Consider the following 19828-nt stretch of genomic DNA (forward strand, 5'->3'; position numbering starts at 1 on the left):
AGTGCGTGCGAGTGCGTGCCGAGTCTTTCGTAGCCCTGTGGGTTGTGGCGCGCCTATTTGTAGCCCTCACGGGCGATGACGTCGGCGATCCGCGCCTCGTCGATCTCGTAGACCGTCTCGCCGGCCCGGGGATCGCGGGCGTGCAGCGTGTGGAACAGCGGGCCGTGCGGCGAGCCCAGGTCGACGAGCGTGGCCGAGGCCCCGCGCACCGCCCGTTCCGTGCCCGCCGGGCCGGTCAGGTCGATCCGGTTGAACACTCCCGGCGTCACCCACACCGGCACCGACTCCAGGTACCCCATGATCTGGAGGTGGAAGTGGCCGCACAGGATCAGCCGTACGTCGCTGCCCCGGACCGCGTCGGCCAGGTCCGCCGGGTTGCCCAGCCCCAGCGCCCGCTGGAGCGCGTTGTCGAGGGTGACCGGCGGATGGTGCAGGACGACGGTCGTGCCGTGCGGCGCCGGGGTGCGCAACAGCTCGCGCAGCCAGTCCAGTTGGGCGGCGCCGAGGTATCCGTACACCTTGCCCGGGACGAGCGAGTCGAGCGTGACGATCCGATGCCCGCCCACCGTGCTCGACGCCGCCAACTCGCCCACGGCGGAAATGAGCCGGGAGTCGGCGCGGTCCCCGCCCGCCGGGTCCAGATGGCCGCTGCCCAGTGCCTTCGCGAAGGCGCCGCGCTCGTCGTGGTTGCCGGTCGTGCAGAACACCGGGATGCCCCGCTCCCGGGCGAACGTGCCCACGAGGTCCCGTACGACCGCGTACTCCTCGGGTGCCCCGCTGTCCGCGAGGTCCCCGCTGGCGACGACGGCCCCGAGGCCCGGGAGATGCCCGGCGGCGGCGAGCATCCCGCGCAGTGACCCGGTGGTGTCGACGCCGTGGCGGTTGGGCGCGCCGGCGTGGTTGATGTGGATGTCGGAGAGATGGAGTATCCGCATCCCGGCGACGCTACTCCGGGCCACGACAGGCCACGGTCGGCTTCGGGCGGACCTTGTCCGTTCCGGCCTGAAAGCGGCCGGTTTCGCGCCTCCGCGCGGTCCGCGTCGTGGCCGGGGGCGGAACCGTACCCCGAGCCGACTATCGTCGACCGGACAAAAGGCCGGACGAATGGCCGGGGTCCCTCAGGTGAATTGGGGGTTGCTCGCGTCCCCCATCAGGGGCGGTGCGATCCCCGGGGGATTCGTACAGGATGATACGCGTGGGGCAAATCGTGCCCATGGTGCATACGGGGCAGACAGGGCAGGAGGCCTGCACGGCGTGGCGAACGCAGAGCACGGTGGTGGAGCGGGAGGTGCCTTCGGAGCGGGCGCCGCCGGGACGGCGCGGGCACGGCTGAAACTGGCCCGTGCGGCGCTCTGGCTCGTCGTCGCCGTTCTCGCGGTCAGACAGGTGGCCGTCGTCCTCGGCACCCCGAAGGCGGACCGGCTGACCGACCTGGAGACCTGGGTGGGCCCCGACGGCGTCCTGCATGTGAAGGGCTCGCTCTACGACTCGACGCAGTTCACCGGCACGCCCTTCGGCGGACTCGTCCTCAAGCCGCTCACCCGGGCCGCCGAACAGGCCCTCGGCTGGGGCTGGACCTTCGGCACGCTGCTGCTGGTCGTCGCGCTCGGTGTGGTCGCCGCCCGCGCCCTCCCGACGCCGGTGAGCCGCCGCACCTCGCTGCTCGCCGCGCCCGTCGCGATCAGCCTGCTGATGCTGTCGCTGCCCGTGCGCAACACCCTCTACCTCGGCCAGACCAGCATCATCCCCGTCCTGCTGGTCCTGCTCGGCTGCTTCGTCGCACGCGAGGAACGGGCGGCCGGCGCCCTCATCGGCCTCGCCGCGGCTCTCCAGCCCACTGTGCTGCTGTTCGCGCCGCTGCTGTGGTTCACCGGCCGGCGACGGGCCGCAGTCTGTGCCGGGATCACCTTCGCCGCCTGCACCGCGCTCGCGTGGATCGCGATGGCCGACGACTCGTACACCTACTGGGTCCACCACATGGGCGGGGTCGGGCTCGGCGGCGCCGCCGACGACCTCGCCAACCAGTCCCTGCACGGCGCCCTGCTGCGGCTGGGCTTCGAAGGACCCCTCGAGATCACCCTGTTCCTGGTGCTCGGCGCGGGCGTCGCCGCCCTCGGCCTGCGCCGGGCGGTGCGCTACGCCCAGGACGGCCAGCTGCTGCTGGCCGTCGCGATCACCGGTTGCGCGGCCATCGCGGTGTCTCCCACGACCTGGCAGCACCAGCTGCTGTGGGTGCTGCTCGCGGTCGTCGGCCGGGTCGGCAGGCGCGCCTCCGACCGCTACATGTGGCCGATCGCCGTCATCATCGTGATGACACTGCCCGCCAAGATGGTCATCCCGAACATGGGCGCCCTCTACCCGGTCCGCGACAACATCGTGCTGCTGGCCGCGATCGCCGCCGCCACCGTCGTACCGTTCCTGTCCCGGACCTCCGAGCACTACCGCTCACCGGTCCCCACGGACTACGCGGCGCCGGTCCCCGCCCGCTTCGGGCGCGTCCCGCTCACGCCCTTCCTGCGCCGGGTGCTCACCCGCCCGAACCTGCTCCTCGAACTGCTGCTGATCCGGGTCACGTACGCCGCCTACCAGAAGGTCCGGCTCGCCGCGACCGGCGGGACGACCACGGGCGGCCGGTCCACCGCCGAGGCGCACGGCCACCAGGTCCACGACATCGAGAAGTTCCTGCACATCGACGTCGAGCACTGGGTCAACCACACGGTCGTGAAGATCGGCTGGATGCGGGACTTCTTCGACTTCTACTACACGTCGTTCCACTTCTTCGTGCCCCTGACCGTCCTCGGCGTCCTCTACTGGCGCCGCCCGGTCGACTACCGCTGGGCCCGCGCCTCCCTCGGCTTCGCCACCCTGCTCGCCCTCGTCGGCTTCTGGCTCTACCCGCTGGCCCCGCCGCGTCTGATGCCGGGCCTCGGCATCATCGACACCGTGCACGGCGTCCAGGACTTCTCCAAGCCGGACTACGGCACGCTCACCGCCCTGACCAACCAGTACGCGGCGATGCCCTCGCTGCACTTCGGGTGGTCGCTGTGGTGCGGGCTCGTCATCGCGATCGTCGCGCCGAAGTGGTGGATGAAGGCGCTGGGGATGCTGCATCCGTTCTTCACCGTCTCCGCGATCGTCGCGACCGGCAACCACTGGGTGCTGGACGCGGTGGGCGGGGCGGCGGTGGTCCTCGCCGGGTTCGGACTGTCGTACGTGTTCATGGGCCCGCGTGCCCGTACGGTCGTGGCGGCAGCGGCGGAGGACGACGACGGCCTGCCGCGCCCGGCCTGGGCGGCGAAAACCCGCACCTGACCGGCAACAGGTGTCCCGGTGTCACCGGGAGCGCGGCCGGGCCAGCCGTTCCTGGAGTCTGGCGTGGCGGAACTGGTACACCGGGCCCGTCGCCCGCAGCAGGTTGCGGCGGCGGGCGTCCTCCAGGAAGGACATCAGGCGTACGGGGGTGCCCTCGGCGGCGGAGAGCTGTACGGCGGTCATGGCCGTGGCGACTCCCAGGTTGGTCACGGGACCCGCCGTGAGGCCGGCCCACAGGCCCGCGCCGAGGCCGAGCGGGGCACTGGTCCAGAAGTCGTGCCCCCAGGTGGCGGCGGGCACGACGAGCAGGGCGACCGTGAGGCCGACCAGGAGACCGAGGAAGAGCCGCAGCCTTATGTGGTGCAGCCACACGTCCCGGGGCCCGACGGACCGGCTGTCCGCCACGGGCGGGTTGGTGTGCTCCTCCCTGACCCTGTCGAACCAGCGCCCCGAGCCGTGGCCGATGAAGGTTCCGGCGACGAGTTCGTAGCCGCGGCCGTAGACCAGCGTCGTGCCGAAGCCGACCGGAATCGTGGAGAGGAAGCAGAGCCAGGCGGGCAGATCGACGTCCGTCAGCGTTCCGGTCCCGAAGACCAGCCAGACGCCGACCGCCGTCACCAGCCATTGGACGACGCCCGCCCGGACGGCCGACCGGCTGAAGATGTCCCGCCACCCGGCGCTCGGCAACGGCTGCGGGTCACCGCTGCGGAAACTCATGTGCCCGGCCGCGACCCCGGCCGTGATCGCGGATCCGGGCCCCAGCACGCCCGCCCACACGGGACCGGACCCCCGCAGGGTCAGGAAGAAGCAGCTCACGCCGTACAGGAGACCGACGACGGCTCCGACGGCGACCGCCCGTGGCCGGCGGTCCGCCCAGCTGGGGATGTGCCACCAGAGCAGGTCGCGCGTGCCCTGCTCGGTGAGGCGGACGGCCAGGTGACGCAGGGCCCGGTCGGCCGCCTCGGGGGAGTGCCGGGGGCGCGGGCGTCCCGGCCGCGCGGTGTACGCGGCGGTGACGGCGTGGTCGAGGAGATGGTCCTCGACGGCACGCGGGGTGGGGAAGCGGACGGGGTCGAGGAGTTCGTCGACCGGGTCGGCGTCGCCGTAGACGTCACGCAGGAGGCCGACGGCGAGGGGACTGGAGAGGGCGCGGGCGACGGAGCTGTCGGGTGTCCGCAGGAGCGTGTGCGCGAGTGCCTCCCAGGCGGGCGGCGACGGCTCGGGGAGCGGGCCGAGGAGATACGCGGCGGCGTCGGCGGGGCGCACGGGGAGGATCTCCAGCGCCACGGCACCGCTCAGCCGGGCCCGCCGGGAGGTGAGAACGGCCTCCTTCGAGCGGGACACGAGTACGAGGCGGAAGTCGGCGGACTCCAACGCGCTCACCATGGCCGTACGCAGCTTGCCGCCGACCTCGTCCAGGGCGTCCAGAAACAGCGCGACGCGGCCGGACTCCAGCAGTTCGAGCGCACGGGCACGGCCGTTGCGGCCCCGGAACAGGGTGTACTCGCGGGACAGCCGGGTCGCCGCCCAGTCGGCCGGGCTCTCGGCGGCCGGGTCCCAGCCGTGCAGCGACAGCAGCACCGGCACGGGCACGAGACGGCGCAGGTCGGCCGAGGCGGTGTTCGCGCGGTACCGGAGCGCGTCGAGAAGCAGGAGCACGGCGGCGGCCGTCTTGCCCACCGCGGGCGGGCCGACGAGGAGAAGCCGCCCGGAGGCCAACCCGCCGTAAGCGGCGTGCAGTTCACCCGGACCGCCACCCCGGCGCAGCCCGTCGCGGGTGGCGGGGACGAGCCCCGGCAGCGGGGCGAAGCGGGCGCGGGCGCCCTCGGCGGTGGCGCCGCTGACCCGGCCGGTCATCCTGCGGTCGCTCACCTGCCAGCGGACGGGCAGCGGGGCGGGGTCGAGGAGCCTGCGGAGTCCGGCCTCCCGCTCCCACTGACGGCGCACGGCGGCGGCCAGTTCGTCGGCCGCCGCGTCGAGGGGAGAGGGCGCGGTGACGTCGTAGCGGACGTTCATGGTGTTGCCGGTGCCGACCTGGAGGGCGGTGGGACCGTGGAAGGTGTTGCCCTTCAACTCCCCTGACTCCCTCGATTCCCCTAATTCCTTTGGGCTGTCCGGCTTGTCGGGTACCTCGGTCGGGCCGTCCGGGCCGCTGTCGGTCATCCGGTGGGTCCGCCGGGTCCGAAGTGGACGTCCTGGTGGTTGTGGTCGCCGACCTGGACCGCCGTGGGGCCGTGGAAGGTGTTGCCGGACACCACACCCCGGCCGGCCTGCACAGCTGTCGACTCCTCGGCCAGCGCGCGGAGTTCGGCGACGAGGCGTTCACGTTCGGGCTGCTCCAGGCTCTCCAGCAACGCCTCGAACCGCCCCTGCCAGAGGCCGACCTGAAGGTCCCGGACCCGCCCGGCCTCGTCCTCGCCGGCGGCGTCCAGTACGGCGGCGGTCTGGTCGAGCCGCTCCAGAGCGTCGCTCTCCCGCTCGGGATCGCCGCGGCCGACGAGCCGGGCGCACCGGTCCCGGAACGCGGTCCACAGATCCGAACTCGCGCTCTGTACAACCGTCGTGCCCGCCGCGGCGGCAGCCGCGATCATCGCCTCTGCCAGCATCCCCGGTCGCTCCCTCGCGTCAAGTCGATGACGAGACCTTAGACCGACCGGCAAACGGGGGGCGGCGTCGCGGGCCCGGGCACGCGCATCTGCCGCGTTGTCGTCAATCACCATGGCTCCGCCATGCCTCAATCCTCCGCCTTGCAGCCGCACGCACCCAGCCCCGTTCCTTCTCCCACCCCTCATGTGCCGGTCGGTCTCATTTCCCGCCCGGCACCCGAACCACCCGTCCGCCGGCGGACCTCTTCGCGATGTCCTGTGGTGTGGTGGGCGCCGCCGCCTGGAGTCGGTATTCGGTGGGCGGCACGCCATAGGCGTTGCGGAAGGCCCGGCTGAACTCGGCGGGGCGGCTCAGGCCCCAGCGGGCTGCGATGGTGTGGACGGGCGTGGCGCGCAGGGCGGGGTCCGCCAGGTCGCGGCGGGCGCCTTCCAGCCGCTGGACGCGGATCCAGCCCGCGACCGTTTCGCCGCGCGTCTCCTGCTGGAAGAGACGGTGCAGATAGCTGAGGGAGATGTGGTGGGCGGCGGCGATCACGGGCGGGGAGAGGTCCGGGTCGTGGAGGTTGCGCCGGACGAAGGCCCGTATGTGCGCGGTGAGGGTGCGCCGGCGGGTTTCCGGGGTCAGGGCCGTCTCACTGTCGAGTTCCTGCGCGAACCAGGCCAGCAGCAGGTCGAGCACCACGGTGCCCAGGCGTGGCGCGTCGGACGGCTGGAGGGAGTCGGCCTGCTCGGCCACGCCGGTGAGGAAGCCGGACAGCAGGGCGCCCACTCCCTCCTGCGCCGACAGCCGTCTGGCCAGCAGGTCCGCGACCCGGTCCGGTGATATCGGTACCAGGACCTTGGGGAACTCGACGCCCACCCCCGTGACCACACAACGGTCCTTGTCCGCCGGGGGCCGTACGTCGTACGGCTGCGAGGTGTCGACCACGTACAGGTCCTGCGGGCCGTGGGTGTCCATCCGCCCGGCCTGGTCGACTCCCAGCCCGCCGCCGAGCACCAGCGAGACGTGGTAGAACTCCGGGTCCGACTGCCGGATCATCCGTGTGGTCCGCCGGAACCGCATCGGCCGGAACGACCCCGGCCACACCGTCACGGGTCCCAGCTGCAACAGCCGCTGTTCCGCCCAGAAGTCGTCGGCGTACTCGCTGCTCATGTCGCTGGGGGCGTGCGTCCGGCCGACCAACTCCCGCCAGTATTCGAACCGGTCCTCCGCCGCCACGTCCTCACTCCGGAACGCCGTCCCGATCATCGTGTCCGCACCCCTGTCACCATTCACCTGGCCCGTACCCGTCACATACTCGTTGACAGAGCGCCGACAGGCTTGAACCTGCTTGGCTGAAAGCGTAGTTGAGAGCGTGTGCCGGACAGCCCTAGGAACCGGCCCGTAGCGGGGGCAGGTCGAGGTCCGGGCGGTGCGAGCGGGCCAGCAGACGGAGGCAGGTGACCGGGTTGTCGCGGACGGGGCGGCGGGTGACCGTGGCGCCCATGGTGGCTGCCCGGCGCAGACGCTGGTCGTGCAGGAGGATGACGAAGCGGGTCAACGTGCGCTGCTCCGCCGGGAGTTCGGCGACGATCCGGGTCGCCTCGCGGAGCGTGGCGTGGGCCGTCGCCGCCGTGGCGGAGAGCAGGGAACGGACACCGGGGAGGTCCCGGCCTTGCTCCAGGTCGGCCCGTACGGCACCGTGTTTTTCCAGGTCGTCGGTGGGGAGGTAGAGGCGTCCGTCGCGCAGGTCCTCGGCCAGGTCGGTGAGGAAGTCGGTGCGCTGGCAGGCGTCGGCGAGCAGCCGGCAGCTGTCCGCGTAGGCCCGGCTGCCGCCGCCCGGCATCGACAGGCCCGAGGTGATCATGAGGAACGGCCAGGTCAGCTTGTCGATGTACGCCTGGTAGTCGTCCTCGGTCGTGAACCCGCCGAAGTCCAGGTCGATTTCGGCCCCGACGAGATACGAGTCCACCCAGGAGCGCGGCAGTTCACGTGCCTCGGCGGTGTGCAGGAAGGCCCGCAGCAGGGGATGGCGGGCGGTTCCGGTGTCCAGCGCTGTGCGCACCTGCCCGGCCCAGCTCTCGTAGCGGCGCGTCCGCTCCGCCACGGTGCCCCGGTCGCAGAGGTCGTCGGTGAACGACGCGAACGCGTATCCGGCCAGGGTGTGGGGCTGGAGACGGGCGGGCATCAGCAGCCGCACCGCCACATGGCCGGCGGGTTCCCGGCTCAGCATGAACTGCTTGGCCTTCAGATAGGCGGCGCGGTCACTGCCGCTGGTCACTCCCGCCGCGTCCAGACAACGTTGCCAGGATCGCACCGGCACGCCTCACCGTCGTAGTTGCGTTTGCCTTCGCAGTCTACGACCGGTGGTGGGCGGAGGCAGGGGCGGGGCGTGGGATGTGCCCCTGCCTCACGTCGGGACGGGCCGGCGACGCCGGGAGGCCGCCGGCCCGAGTCTCGCGGCCTTCTCGCGTGGCTGTGGCTAGCCCGCGCTCACCTGGAGTTCCTTGACGCCGTTGACCCAGGCCGAGCGCAGTCGGCGCGGGTCTCCGGTCAGGGTGAGGCCCGGCATGGCGTCGGCGAGGGCGTTGAAGATCAGGTTGATCTCCATGACGGCCAGGGACTTGCCGAGGCAGAAGTGCGGGCCTCCACCGCCGAAGCCGAGGTGCGGATTGGGGTCGCGGGTGATGTCGAACACGTTCGGGGAGTCGAAGACCTCGGGGTCGCGGTTGGCGGAGGAGTAGAACATGCCGACGCGGTCGCCCTCTTTGATCTTCTGGCCGCCCAACTCGGTGTCCTGGGTGGCCGTTCGCTGGAAGGACATGATCGGGGTGGCCCAGCGCACGATCTCCTCGGCGGTGGTTTCCGGGCGTTCGCGCTTGTACAGCTCCCACTGGTCGGGATGGGTGAGGAAGGCGTGCATGCCGTGGGTGATGGCGTTGCGGGTCGTCTCGTTGCCCGCCACGGCCAGCATCAGCACGAAGAAGCCGAACTCGTCCGAGGCGAGGTTGCCCTCGTCCGTGGCGGCCACCAGCGTGGTGACGATGTCCTTCGCCGGGCACTGCTTGCGCTCGGCGGACATGTTCATGGCGTACGCGATGAGTTCCATCGCCGACTGCTGGCCGACCTCCGCGGTGATCGCGAACTCCGGATCGTCGTACGAGATCATCCTGTTGGACCACTCGAAGATCCTGAGGCGGTCCTCCTGGGGGATGCCGATCAGCTCCGCGATGGCCTGGAGAGGCAGTTCGCAGGCGACCTCCGTGACGAAGTCGAAGGAGCCGCCACGGGCGGCGGCGCTCGCGGCGATGGCGAGCGCGCGGCTGCGCAGGTTGTCCTCCAGACCGCGGATCGCGCGCGGGGTGAAGCCGCGCTGGACGATCTGGCGGACCCGGGTGTGCTCGGGCGGGTCCATGTTGAGCATGAACAGCCGCTGGGCGTCGATCGCGTCGCGCTCGATGTGCTCGTTGAAGCGGATGATCGCCGTGTTGGTGTTGGACGAGAACAACTCCGGGTGCGTGGAAACGTACTTGACGTCCGCGTGCCGGGCGACGGCCCAGTAGCCCTCGTCGGCGAAGCCCGCGATGCCGGGGTGCTGGGGCACCCAGTGGACCGGCTCGGTGGCGCGCAGCTCGGCGAACTCCGGAAGAGGTACGCGGTCTTGGAGCAGGTCGGGGTCGGTGAAGTCGAACCCTTCAGGCAGCGCGGGACAGGACGCCATCGGAAACTCCCGTCATCTGACCAGTATCTGACGGTCCATCAGGAATGGGTGGGTGTCGCGAAGGTAGTAACGGGTTCCAGAAGAGGCAAGGGGTGCGACGCCACCAATTCCGGGCACCGCTTGTGCTATCGGGCGCTGCAAGGGGGTTGCGGTGTCGGACGGGCCGTCAGCAGACTGCAAGCAGAACTAGAACGCGTACTAGTTCTGCGTGGCGGGTGGCCGGGACGCCCGCGCCGCGCGGGTGACCTGAGGAGAGGAACTCCCCATCATGGCCGCGGAACCCGTGATCGTCGAAGCCGTACGCACCCCCATCGGCAGGCGCGGCGGCGCCCTCGCCAACCTGCACCCCGCCTACCTCCTGGGCGAGACCTACCGCGAACTGCTGGGCCGTACCGGCATCCCCGCCGACTGCGTCGAGCAGATCGTCGGCGGCGCGGTCACCCAGGCCGGCGAACAGTCCGCCAACCCCGCCCGCACCGCCTGGCTGACCATGGGCCTGCCGTATGAGACCGCGGCGACCACTGTCAACGCCCAGTGCGGCTCCTCCCAGCAGGCCTCGCACATGGTCGCCAACATGATCTCGGCGGGCGTCATCGACGTCGGCATCAGCTGCGGGGTGGAGGCCATGTCGCGGGTGCCGCTGGGCTCGGCGTCCAAGCACGGCCCCGGGAAGCCGTTCCCGGAGGAGTGGAACGTGGATCTGCCCAACCAGTTCGAGGCGGCGGAGCGGATCGCCCGGCGGCGCGGGCTGACCAGGGAGAACGTGGACGCGCTGGGTCTTGTCTCGCAGGAGCGGGCGGCGGTCGCCTGGGCGGAGGAGCGGTTCAAGCGGGAGACGTTCGCCGTCCAGGTGCCCACGACGGAGGAGGAGCAGGGCGCCGGGCAGGGCATGTGGCGGCTCGTCGACCGGGACGAGGGGCTGCGGGACACGTCGGCCGACGCGCTGGCCTCCCTCAAGCCGATCATGCCGACCGCTGTCCATACGGCGGGCAACTCCTCCCAGATCAGCGACGGTTCGGCGGCGCTGCTGTGGGCGTCGAAGCGGATGGCGCGGGCGCTGAAGCTGCGCCCGAGGGCGCGGATCGTGGCCCAGGCGCTGGTGGGCTCCGACCCGCACTTCCACCTGGACGGTCCGATCGACGCGACCCGGGCGGTGCTCGGCAAGGCGGGCATGACGCTGAAGGACATCGACCTGATCGAGATCAACGAGGCGTTCGCGTCGGTGGTGTTGAGCTGGTCGCAGGTCTTCGAGCAGGACCTGGACAAGGTGAACGTGAACGGCGGGGCCATCGCCCTCGGGCATCCGGTGGGCGCGACCGGGGCGCGGCTGATCGCCACGGCGCTGCATGAACTGGAGCGGGTGGACAAGGAGTTCGCGCTGATCACCATGTGCGCGGGCGGGGCTCTGGCGACGGGGACGATCATCCAGCGGTTGTGAAGGTGGTCGCGGTGGTGGCTGCGGCTCACTCGTACAGGGGGCCGTCCGGCGTTTGCCCGTGCCCTGCGTAGCCCGTGGATTACGGTGCGTGAGAATCCATGGGTGTTGTAGGGGGAGGGTGCGATGCCGCAACGACGTCCTGTGACGAGTCGCAGCCAGGAGCCGCGCCAGCGGTTCGCCGAGGAGCTGAAGGCGTTGCGCGGGGCGAGCGGCGAGAGCCTGCGGCAGCTGGCCGACAAGCTGGGCTGGGACTCCTCGCTCTTCGGCAAGATGGAGAACGGCCACACGCTCGGCAGCGGGGATGTGGTCGTGGCGCTCGACCAGTACTACGACACGGGCACGTTGCTGGTGACGTTGTGGGAACTGGCGCTCGGGGGCAAGGCCGAGTTCAAGGAGCAGTACCGCGAGTACATGCAGCTGGAGTCCGAGGCGGTGAGCCTGTGGCACTTCGGGGTCACCAGGATTCCGGGCGTGCTCCAGACGCGCGGGTACGCGACCGAGGTGCTTGAGGCGGGCGACATCCGGGGAGAGGAGCTCGCCCAGCAGGTCGGGGCGCGGCTCGGCCGAGCCGAGTTGCTGACCCGGGAGGGCGGCCCGCACTTCCGCACCATCCTGTACGAGGCCGTCCTGCGCGTGGCGCTGCGCGAAAAGGGGGCTTGGCGGGAGCAGCTGGAGTACCTGTTGAAGGTCTCCGAGCACCCGTACGTCACGATTCAGGTGCTGCCGTTCAGCGCCGGGCCGTGCAGCCTGGACGGCACGCATGTGATGTTCCTGAGGCTGCCTGACGGCCGTACCGTGGCTTACACGGAGACCGCCCACCGAGGTGAACTCATCCAGGAGCACACCTCACTCGACCGGCTGCAACTCGCATACGATGCGATGCGCGACCTGGCCCTGTCCCTCGCCGAGTCGCGGAAGTTCATCGGGCAGATGCTGGAGGAAACACCGTGCGATCCATCGACCTGACAGCTGTGACGTGGCGCAAGAGCAGTTACAGCAACTCGGACGGCGGCGAGTGCGTCGAGGTTTCCGACGACTTCCTGGCGGCTGCCTCCTGGCGCAAGAGCAGCTACAGCAACCCCGACGGCGGCGCGTGCCTCGAAGTCGCCGACAACCTCCCCGTCGTGCCCGTCCGTGACTCCAAGAACCCGCACGGTCCCGCTCTCGTGTTCCCCGCCGGCGCCTGGGCAGTTTTCGTAACCACCCTGCGGAACTGATCGAAACCCTGTACGTACGCGCGAGCTGAGTTAGCCTCGTTCTGCCAGTGAGGCGAACTGGCGTATGTAGAACATCACTTCGGGGGTTTTGTGACGGACGAATCTGCCGCCCTGCGGCAGGCCGGCGCGGCCCCCCTGCGTCCCGCAGACCCTGAACACATCGGCCCCTACGTGCCGTTGGCGTTGCTCGGCAGCGGTGGCATGGGGCGGGTCTATCTGGCGCGCCCCTCGGACGACGGTCCCGGCCTGTTCGCGGTCAAGGTGATCCGCCCGGAGTACGCCGAGGACCCGACGTTCCGGCGCCGCTTCGAGCAGGAGGCGTTGGTGCACGGCCGGGTCCGTTCGCCGCGCGCGCCGAGGCTGTGCGGTACGGGGTTCCAGGACGAGTTGCTGTGGATGGCCACGGAGTACCTCGCCGCGCTCGACCTCACGGAAGCCGTACGGGAGGACGGTGCCCTGGAGCGGGGCGCCGTCTGGCGGTTGGTGGCGGAGTTGGGGCAGGCGCTCGCCGACCTCGCCGCCACGGGGATCGTGCACCGGGACCTGAAGCCTTCCAACGTGCTGCTGTCGCTCCGGGGCGCCCACGTCATCGACTTCGGCATCTCCAAGGCCGCCGACGCGAGCGCGATCACCGGTACCGGCAACCGGGTCGGAACGCCCGCCTACATGTCCCCGGAGTATCTGCGGACCGGCCACTGCGACGCGACGTCCGACGTGTTCTCGCTCGCCGGGACACTGATCTACGCGGCGGTCGGCCGGGCCCCCTTCGGCGACGGCACCGGCGTCGACGTGATGCACCGGGTCGCCTTCGAGGAGCCCGACGCCGAGGTGATCGGCGAGATCACGGCCATCGACCCGGCGCTGGGCGCGCTGCTGGCCGCCTGCCTCGCCAAGGAACCCGAGCGGCGGCCGACGCCGAGGGCGCTGGTCCAGGCGGCGCGTGAGTGTGCCGGCGAGTCCCCGGAGGCGTCCAGGTGGCCGGAACCGCTGCTCGGCAGGGTGCTGGAGCGGCAGCGGGCGTACGACGTCCTGTACCGCGTCCCCGTGGCGCGGGCGGCGGAGCTGCGCCTCCAGGGCCACCGCCCGAACCCGGCGCTACCGGTGCCGGCGAAGGACGCGGCGCTCGTCCCGGCGGCTGATCCGGCCGTCCCGGTCGTGGCGTCCGACGAGACGTCCCCGGGGCGGCGGCGCCCTAAGGGAGCTGTCGCCTGGGCGCGCAGAAGACCGGTACCGGCCGCTGCGGCGGCCCTCGCCCTCTGTGCCCTGGCCGGGCTGGCCTTCGTGCTCGCCAGCCCGGAGGACCGGGCGACCGCCTCGCAGCCCGGGGCCGGCCCGACGGCCTCCGCCGACACCGCCGCCGAGGCGGGCGGCGCCCTGCCGAAGCCGGGTGCCTCGAACGGGAAGTCGGTCCCGAGCACGTCCGGCAACGGCACCGAGACCGCCGACGGCCCCGCCGACCCCTCACAGGTCTCCGACGACACCGACGACACCGACAACACCGACGGCAACGCCGGGAACGACCCCACGGACCCCGACACCCCCACGGGCACGGACCCGACCGTGGGTACGGGCACCGACCCCGACCCCGGGACGGACGGCGGCACCGGCACCACTCCCACCCCCACGCCGTCTCCGGTCACCTCCACGACCGAGCCCGCCTCGGCACCCTGGGTCACCGACTGCACGTACTACGCGGGCAAGGCCCGCACGGCCGTCGGCGACACCGGGAAGCGCGTCAAGCAGGTCCAGTGCATCCTCATGCTGCGTGGGTACGACATCGGCGGCACCGGCGTGGACGGCGTGTTCGGGGAGGGACTGGAGGCCGCGATGGAGAGATTCCAGTCCGACAAGGGACTTGCCATCGACGGCATCGTGAAGCGGGTGACCTGGGACAACCTGCGGGCGTCCAAGTGACTCCGCCCGGGTAACGGGACGGAGTCACCCGGCGGTTGGCGCCGGAACAGCGTACGAACGACCCTGACGAGGCGTCAGCAGGTCGACCTGTACACGTACTTGCTCACGTTCGCGTCGCCCAGGTTGGCCGCCGTGATCGACACGAACGACGTGCCGATCGACTTCGTCACCTTCTTCCCCTGGATCGCGTTCACCGCCTCCCGCACCGCCTGCGCGCCGATCTCCTCCGCCTTCTGGGCGATCAGCGCCTGGACCGTGCCCTTCTTCAGCTGCTCGACCTGCGCGGGGCCCGCGTCGAAGCCGACGACCTTGATCTTGCCGACCTTGCCGGCGTCCTTGATGGCGTTGTTGGCGCCGTCGCTGGCCGGGGTGCTGATGGAGAAGATGCCCGCCAAATCGGGGTCCTTGGAGAGGGACGCGGCGGTGAGGCGGGCGGCCTCGACGACGCCGCCGCTGGGCGTGGAGGGCTGGACGCCGACGAAGGAGATGTTCGGGTACTTCTTGATCTCGTCCTCGAAGCCCTTGATCCGCTGGTCGGCCGTGGTGACACCCGGGGTGCCGCCGATGATGACGACCTTGCCCTTCTCGCCGACGAGCTTGGCCAGCGTGCGGGCCGCCTCGGCGCCGCCCTCCACGTTGTTGGAGGAGACCGCGGAGGACACGAAGCTCGTGTCGTCGAGGCCCGTGTCCGCCGTCACGATCTTGATGCCGGCCTCGTTGGCCTGCTTCAACGGCGTACCCAGCGCCTTCGAGTCCGTCGGCGCGATGACGATGGCGTTCGGCTTCTTGGCCACCGTGCTGGTCAGGATCGGCGTCTGGGTGGCCGGGTCGAAGGTCGTCGCACCCTGGACGTCCACGGTGGCGCCGAGCTTCTTGCCCTCGGCCTTCGCCCCGCAACCGAGGGTGTTGTAGAAGGAGTCGGAGGCGGTGCCGAGGATGACGGTCACCTTGGGATTCGAGGTGGAGGAGGAATCGCCGGACCCGCAGGCGGTGGCCCCGAGGACGATGACGGTGGCGAGGGCAGCGCCTCTGAGGGTGAGGTGGGCGGTCTTCATGGTGCAACTCCATTGGTGCGACGGGGCGTTGAGCGGGGGGCGTTCGAGAGGGCGGAGGCGGTCCTAACGGAGCGTGCGGCGGCGCCGGTTGACGTGGTCGACGTACACGACCCCCGCCAAAACCGCGCCGACCGCGACCTGCTGCCAGAACGGCTGGAGGCCGATGATGACCAGGCCGTTGCTGAGCACGGCCGGGATGAGGGAGCCGAAGGCGGTGCCCAGGACGCTGCCCACACCACCGAAGAGGCTGGTGCCGCCGAGCACGGTGGCGACGATCGCCTGGAGGTTGTCCCCGGTGTGGCCACCGACGGTGGTGGTGGAGAAGCGGGCCAGGTTGACGTACGCGGCGATTCCCGCGAGGAGCCCGCAGAGCGCGTACACCTTGATGAGGTGGCGGTCGACGGCGACTCCGGCGCGGCGGGCGGCCTCGACATTGGAGCCGATCGTGCGGGTGTAGGTGCCGAAGCGGGTCAGGCCGAGGACGATCGCGCCGCCGATGGTCAGGCCGATGGCCAGCCACACCGTGTACGGGATGCCCAGGAAGCGGCCGAAGCCGAGGCCGCTGACCAGGGAGTCGGGGACTCCGCGCAGGTCCAGGCCGTTGGTGAGGACCAGGGCGCCGCCGCCCGCCGCCGAGAGGGTGGCCAGCGTGGCGATCAGCGGCGGGAGTTTGGCCTTGGTGACCAGGAGACCGTTCAGGACGCCCCAGGCGAGGCCCGTCGCCATCGTTGTCACCAGGCCCGCCAGCAGGGTCAGCGGGCCGTCGCCGCCCAGTGCCGACATCACCTTCACGCCCACGACCCCGGAGAAGATCAGCACCGAGCCGACCGACAGGTCGATGCCCCCGGTGGTCATCACGAACGTCATCCCGATGGCCAGCACACAGTAGGAGGCGGCCTCGATGGCGACGCTGCGCAGGTTGTACGCGGTGAGGAAGTTGTCGGGGTACATGGCGCCGAACACCGCCACCAGCACCAGCAGAACCACCAGGGCCAGGCTCCGGGTGCCCTTCATGTTGCGCCAGGCGGCGGCGAGGGCCGCCGAGCGCAGGGAACGGGGGGCGTCCTCGTCCGGTCCGGCGGCGGCGGACTTCACCTCGGTGGTGGGGGTCATGACTGGTCCTCGCTGTCCGACGGATTGAGGGCGGGATCCGAGGCGTCCTCGAAGGTGAGCGCGCCCGTCATGGCGCCGAGGACGTTCTCGCTGGTGGCCGTCGCGCCCGACAGCCGGGCCACCCGCTGGCCGAGCCGCAGCACCTCGATACGGTCCGCGTACTCGAAGACGAACGGCAGGTTGTGGCTGATCAGGACCACCGCCACGCCTGAGGACCGGACCCGCTGGATCAGCTGTCCGACCCGTTCCGTCTGGACGACGCCCAGCGCGGCCGTGGGTTCGTCCATCAGCAGCACCCGGTCCGCCCAGTTCACTGCCCGGCCGACCGCGATGCCCTGGCGCTGGCCGCCGGACATCGTGACGACCTGCGCGGCGGTGTCCTGGATGCCGACCCCGAGCGAGCCGAACGCCTCGTCGGCCTTGGTCCGCATGGCCTTCCGGTCCAGGAAGCCGAGCCTGCCGAGCAGACCGGGGCGCATGATCTCGCGGCCCAGGAACAGGTTCTCGGCGGGGTCCAGGTCGGGCGCGAGGGCCAGGTCCTGGTAGACGGTCTCGATGCCCAGGCGGCGGGCGGCGATCGGGTCCGGGATGCTCACCGGCTTGCCGTCGACCCTGATCTCCCCCGCGTCGGGCTGGATCACCCCGGAGATGACCTTGATCGTGGTGCTCTTGCCCGCGCCGTTGTCGCCGACCAGCGCGACCACCTCGCCCGGGTAGACGGTGAGCGCGGCACCGCGCAGCGCCTGCACCTGGCCGTAGCTCTTGACGATGCCGGACAGTTCGAGGACCGGGGTGGCGGCGGCGGTGGCCCCGTGCGGTGTCGGGCCGGCGTACCCCGGAGTCGGGGTGGCCGGAGTGGGGATGCTCATGGCTTCTGCTCTCCGCTTCCACGGGGGGTCAGTACGGTGCCGAGCTCGACCCGGCGGGGTGGTCCGCTCTCGCCCGCGATCCGGGCCAGCAGCAGTCGGGCGGCCTCGCGGCCCATCTCGTAGGCGTCCCCGGACACCACCGTCACGGGAGTCGGCAGCAGGTCGGCGAACGGGAAGTCGTCGAAGCCGACCAGGGCCAGGCCCTGCCCCGGGCCCATGGCGCGCAGGGCGCCGTGGGTCAGGAAGTTGGTGGTGGTGAACAGCGCCGTGGGGCGCCGGTCCGGGGGCAGCGCCAGCAGCTCGGCGGCGGCCTGCTCGGCCTCCGCCCGGGTGCCGTGCTCCAGCCTCGCGACCAGGGTCTCGTCGACCTCGCCGAAGGCGGCGCGTACGGCGTCCACGTAGCCGTCGAGACGGCGTCCGGTCGTGTAGTAGCTGGCCGCCACCAGGACGCCGATCCGCCGGTGACCGGCGGCGATCAGATGCTCGGTGGCCTTGCGGGCGCCCCCGCGGTTGTCCAGCAGCACGGTGTCCGCGTCCAGGCCCAGCGCGGGCCGGTCCAGGAAGACCACCGGGGTGCCCTGGGCTACCTCACGGCCGAGATAGCCGTAGTCCATCGCTCCCGGCACGATCAGCAGCCCGGCGACGCGCTGCCCGAGCAGGTCGTCGATGCCCCGGCGCTCGGCCTCGGGGTCCTCGTCCGAGCTGGCCAGCACCACGTTGTGGCCGTGGGCGCGGGCCACGCCCATGACACCGTTGGCGATCGAGCCGTAGAACGGGTTGGTCAGGTCGCCGACCAGCAGCGCGAGCGTGGTGCTGCGCTGGCCGGGGCGCAGGCTCCGGGCGAGGTCGTTACGGCGGTAGCCGGTCTCGTCTATGGCAGCGCGCACCCGCTCCGCGATCGCGGAGGAGACCGTCTCGTCACCGTTGACGAACCGGGAGACGGTCTTGATCGACACCCCGGCAAGGGCGGCGACCTCCCGCATGGTGGGCGTTCGCATGTCCGGCATCACTCCGAAAAGGGTCACTTGGGTGTCGCTGCGTGCCGCACAGCAAACCTCCGTGAAACAACGTTGTCAATGGATTGGAACAGGGATTTTGCTTGCCCTTGCGCGGTGCGGGGGTCGGTACGTACGCTCCGACAACGTTGTTTCGGAACAACGTTGTCTCGGTGGACCGGCAGCGTTGAGAAGCGTTGAGAAGTGCTGTGAAGAAGTGTTGAGAAGTGCTGTGAGAAGTACGCGGGAGGATGATCATGCTGCCTGTCAGTGACCCGGAGGCCGGGCTGCCGGAAGGCCTCCGCGCCCTGCGCGCCGACGTGCACCGCGAGCTGCGCTCCCTCGACCCGCGCGCCGCCGACCGCTTCACCCGGCTGCTGACCGACACCTGGGGCAGGGCCATGCGCCCGCTCCCCGACGGCGAGGTCTTCGTCCTCACCGGCGACATCCCCGCGATGTGGCTGCGCGACAGCACCGCCCAGGTCCGCCCCTACCTCCTCGCCGCCGACGACCCCGCCGTCGCCACCGCGCTCACCGGCGTCCTGCGCCGCCAGCTGCGGTACGTCCTCGCCGACCCGTACGCCAACGCCTTCAACGCCGAACCCGACGGCTCCGGCGCCGGTCACATCGACGAGCCGACCCCCGACCCGCTGGTCTGGGAGCAGAAGTACGAGATCGACTCGCTCTGCGCCCCGCTCCAGCTGGCCTACGGCATCTGGCGGGCCACCGGCAGCCTCGGCCACCTCACCGCCGACGACCGCTTCGTCCGCGCCGCCCGCCGCGTCATCGCCCTGTGGCGGATCGAGCAGGACCACGAGAACCGCTCGCCGTACGGGTTCCGGCGCCTCGGCGACTACGAGTACGACACGCTGCCGCGCGGCGGCCGGGGCGCGCCCACCGCGCCCACCGGCATGACCTGGTCCGGCTTCCGCCCCAGCGACGACCGCTGCCAGTACGGCTATCTGGTCTCGGCCAACGCCATGGCGGCCGTCGCCCTCGCCGGCCTCGCCGAACTGGCGGCGGCGATCGGCGACCCCGCCCTGGCCGCCGACGCCACCGCGCTGTCCGGCGAGATCGCCACCGGGGTGCGTACGCACGGGGTGACCGCAGGGGCAGACCCTGGGGTGTACGCGTACGAAGTCGACGGTCTCGGCGGGCAGTTGCTGATGGACGACGCCAACATCCCGAGCCTGCTCTCACTGCCCTACCTCGGCTGGTGCGACCCGGGCGACCAGCTCTACCTGCGCACCCGCGAGTTCGTCCTCAGCGACGCCAACCCCTTCTACTACGCGGGCGGTTCGGCCGCCGGCATCGGCAGCCCGCACACCCCGCCCGACCACGTCTGGCCGCTCTCCCTCACCATGCAGGCCCTGACCAGCGACGACGAGGCCGAGCGGACCCGCCTCGCCGAGCTGCTGCTGCGCACCGACGGGGGCACCGGGTCCGTGCACGAGAGCTTCCACGTCGACGACCCCGCGACCTTCACCCGCCCCTGGTTCGGCTGGGGCGACGCCCTCTTCGCCGAGCTGCTCCTCGACCTCACGGGACGCTCGACGGCGCGCCTGCACCCACGCCTGTCCATCACCGAACCGCCTTCACAGTAAGGGC

16 protein-coding genes are annotated in these 19828 nt (G+C 71.2%); 6 read left to right on the forward strand and 10 right to left on the reverse strand.

Annotation, left to right across the window (positions count from 1 at the left end; all coding sequences use genetic code 11):
• Nucleotides 1-53 precede the first annotated feature (53 nt).
• Nucleotides 54-935: a metallophosphoesterase family protein gene (locus ACW4TU_RS32520; RefSeq protein WP_457419002.1), complete on the reverse strand. Its 882-nt coding sequence runs from the start codon at nucleotides 933-935 to the stop codon at nucleotides 54-56.
• A gap of 319 nt (nucleotides 936-1254) precedes the next feature.
• On the opposite strand from ACW4TU_RS32520, the gene ACW4TU_RS32525 reads away from it, so the two are divergent.
• Nucleotides 1255-3312: a bifunctional glycosyltransferase 87/phosphatase PAP2 family protein gene (locus ACW4TU_RS32525; RefSeq protein ID WP_457419004.1), complete on the forward strand. Its 2058-nt coding sequence runs from the start codon at nucleotides 1255-1257 to the stop codon at nucleotides 3310-3312.
• Between the two features lie 21 nt (nucleotides 3313-3333).
• Here the strand turns inward: ACW4TU_RS32525 and ACW4TU_RS32530 are convergent, their stop codons facing one another.
• From ACW4TU_RS32530 to ACW4TU_RS32550, 5 genes are all read right to left on the reverse strand, one after another.
• Complete coding sequence (locus ACW4TU_RS32530; protein ID WP_457419006.1) at nucleotides 3334-5385, reverse strand: hypothetical protein; 2052 nt, start codon at nucleotides 5383-5385, stop codon at nucleotides 3334-3336.
• Between the two features lie 86 nt (nucleotides 5386-5471).
• A complete protein-coding gene (locus ACW4TU_RS32535) occupies nucleotides 5472-5918 on the reverse strand; it encodes a heavy-metal-associated domain-containing protein (protein WP_457419008.1) in 447 nt (148 codons plus the stop codon).
• Between the two features lie 199 nt (nucleotides 5919-6117).
• Entirely contained in the window at nucleotides 6118-7167 is a 1050-nt protein-coding gene (locus tag ACW4TU_RS32540) for a helix-turn-helix transcriptional regulator (protein ID WP_457419010.1), read from the reverse strand.
• Nucleotides 7168-7288: 121 nt separating this feature from the next.
• Nucleotides 7289-8179 (reverse strand): phytoene/squalene synthase family protein, encoded by an 891-nt coding sequence (locus ACW4TU_RS32545; RefSeq protein ID WP_457419013.1) that lies wholly within the window; start codon nucleotides 8177-8179, stop codon nucleotides 7289-7291.
• 201 nt (nucleotides 8180-8380) lie between these two features.
• The gene (locus tag ACW4TU_RS32550) at nucleotides 8381-9619 is read right to left on the reverse strand and encodes a cytochrome P450 (RefSeq protein ID WP_457419015.1); all 1239 of its coding nucleotides are present in this window, start codon (nucleotides 9617-9619) and stop codon (nucleotides 8381-8383) included.
• Nucleotides 9620-9887: 268 nt separating this feature from the next.
• On the opposite strand from ACW4TU_RS32550, the gene ACW4TU_RS32555 reads away from it, so the two are divergent.
• From ACW4TU_RS32555 to ACW4TU_RS32570, 4 genes are all read left to right on the forward strand, one after another.
• On the forward strand, nucleotides 9888-11057 hold the full coding sequence (locus ACW4TU_RS32555; RefSeq protein WP_457419017.1) for a steroid 3-ketoacyl-CoA thiolase: 1170 nt from the start codon (nucleotides 9888-9890) through the stop codon (nucleotides 11055-11057).
• 123 nt (nucleotides 11058-11180) lie between these two features.
• Nucleotides 11181-12023 (forward strand): helix-turn-helix domain-containing protein, encoded by an 843-nt coding sequence (locus ACW4TU_RS32560; protein WP_457419019.1) that lies wholly within the window; start codon nucleotides 11181-11183, stop codon nucleotides 12021-12023.
• Nucleotides 12005-12274 (forward strand): DUF397 domain-containing protein, encoded by a 270-nt coding sequence (locus ACW4TU_RS32565; protein ID WP_457419021.1) that lies wholly within the window; start codon nucleotides 12005-12007, stop codon nucleotides 12272-12274. Before ACW4TU_RS32560 ends, ACW4TU_RS32565 begins: the two co-directional genes overlap by 19 nt.
• A 90-nt stretch (nucleotides 12275-12364) precedes the next feature.
• The gene (locus ACW4TU_RS32570; RefSeq protein WP_457419023.1) at nucleotides 12365-14188 is read left to right on the forward strand and encodes a protein kinase domain-containing protein; all 1824 of its coding nucleotides are present in this window, start codon (nucleotides 12365-12367) and stop codon (nucleotides 14186-14188) included.
• A gap of 74 nt (nucleotides 14189-14262) precedes the next feature.
• On the opposite strand, the gene ACW4TU_RS32575 is transcribed toward ACW4TU_RS32570, so the two are convergent.
• The 4 genes from ACW4TU_RS32575 to ACW4TU_RS32590 all read right to left on the reverse strand — a co-directional run bounded on the left by ACW4TU_RS32575 (nucleotide 14263) and on the right by ACW4TU_RS32590 (nucleotide 18223).
• Nucleotides 14263-15243 carry an ABC transporter substrate-binding protein gene (locus ACW4TU_RS32575; protein WP_457419025.1) on the reverse strand — a complete coding sequence of 327 codons (981 nt, stop codon included), beginning with the start codon at nucleotides 15241-15243 and terminating at the stop codon, nucleotides 14263-14265.
• A gap of 63 nt (nucleotides 15244-15306) precedes the next feature.
• Nucleotides 15307-16356: an ABC transporter permease gene (locus ACW4TU_RS32580; protein ID WP_457419027.1), complete on the reverse strand. Its 1050-nt coding sequence runs from the start codon at nucleotides 16354-16356 to the stop codon at nucleotides 15307-15309.
• Nucleotides 16353-17225, reverse strand: a complete 873-nt coding sequence (locus ACW4TU_RS32585) for an ATP-binding cassette domain-containing protein (RefSeq protein ID WP_457419029.1) — start codon at nucleotides 17223-17225, stop codon at nucleotides 16353-16355. The genes ACW4TU_RS32580 and ACW4TU_RS32585 overlap by 4 nt, the downstream gene beginning before the upstream one ends.
• Nucleotides 17222-18223: a LacI family DNA-binding transcriptional regulator gene (locus ACW4TU_RS32590; RefSeq protein ID WP_457419031.1), complete on the reverse strand. Its 1002-nt coding sequence runs from the start codon at nucleotides 18221-18223 to the stop codon at nucleotides 17222-17224. Before ACW4TU_RS32590 ends, ACW4TU_RS32585 begins: the two co-directional genes overlap by 4 nt.
• A 254-nt stretch (nucleotides 18224-18477) precedes the next feature.
• On the opposite strand from ACW4TU_RS32590, the gene ACW4TU_RS32595 reads away from it, so the two are divergent.
• The gene (locus ACW4TU_RS32595) at nucleotides 18478-19824 is read left to right on the forward strand and encodes a glycoside hydrolase family 125 protein (protein WP_457419033.1); all 1347 of its coding nucleotides are present in this window, start codon (nucleotides 18478-18480) and stop codon (nucleotides 19822-19824) included.
• Nucleotides 19825-19828 lie beyond the last annotated feature (4 nt).

The organism is Streptomyces kryoterrae, from assembly GCF_054072135.1.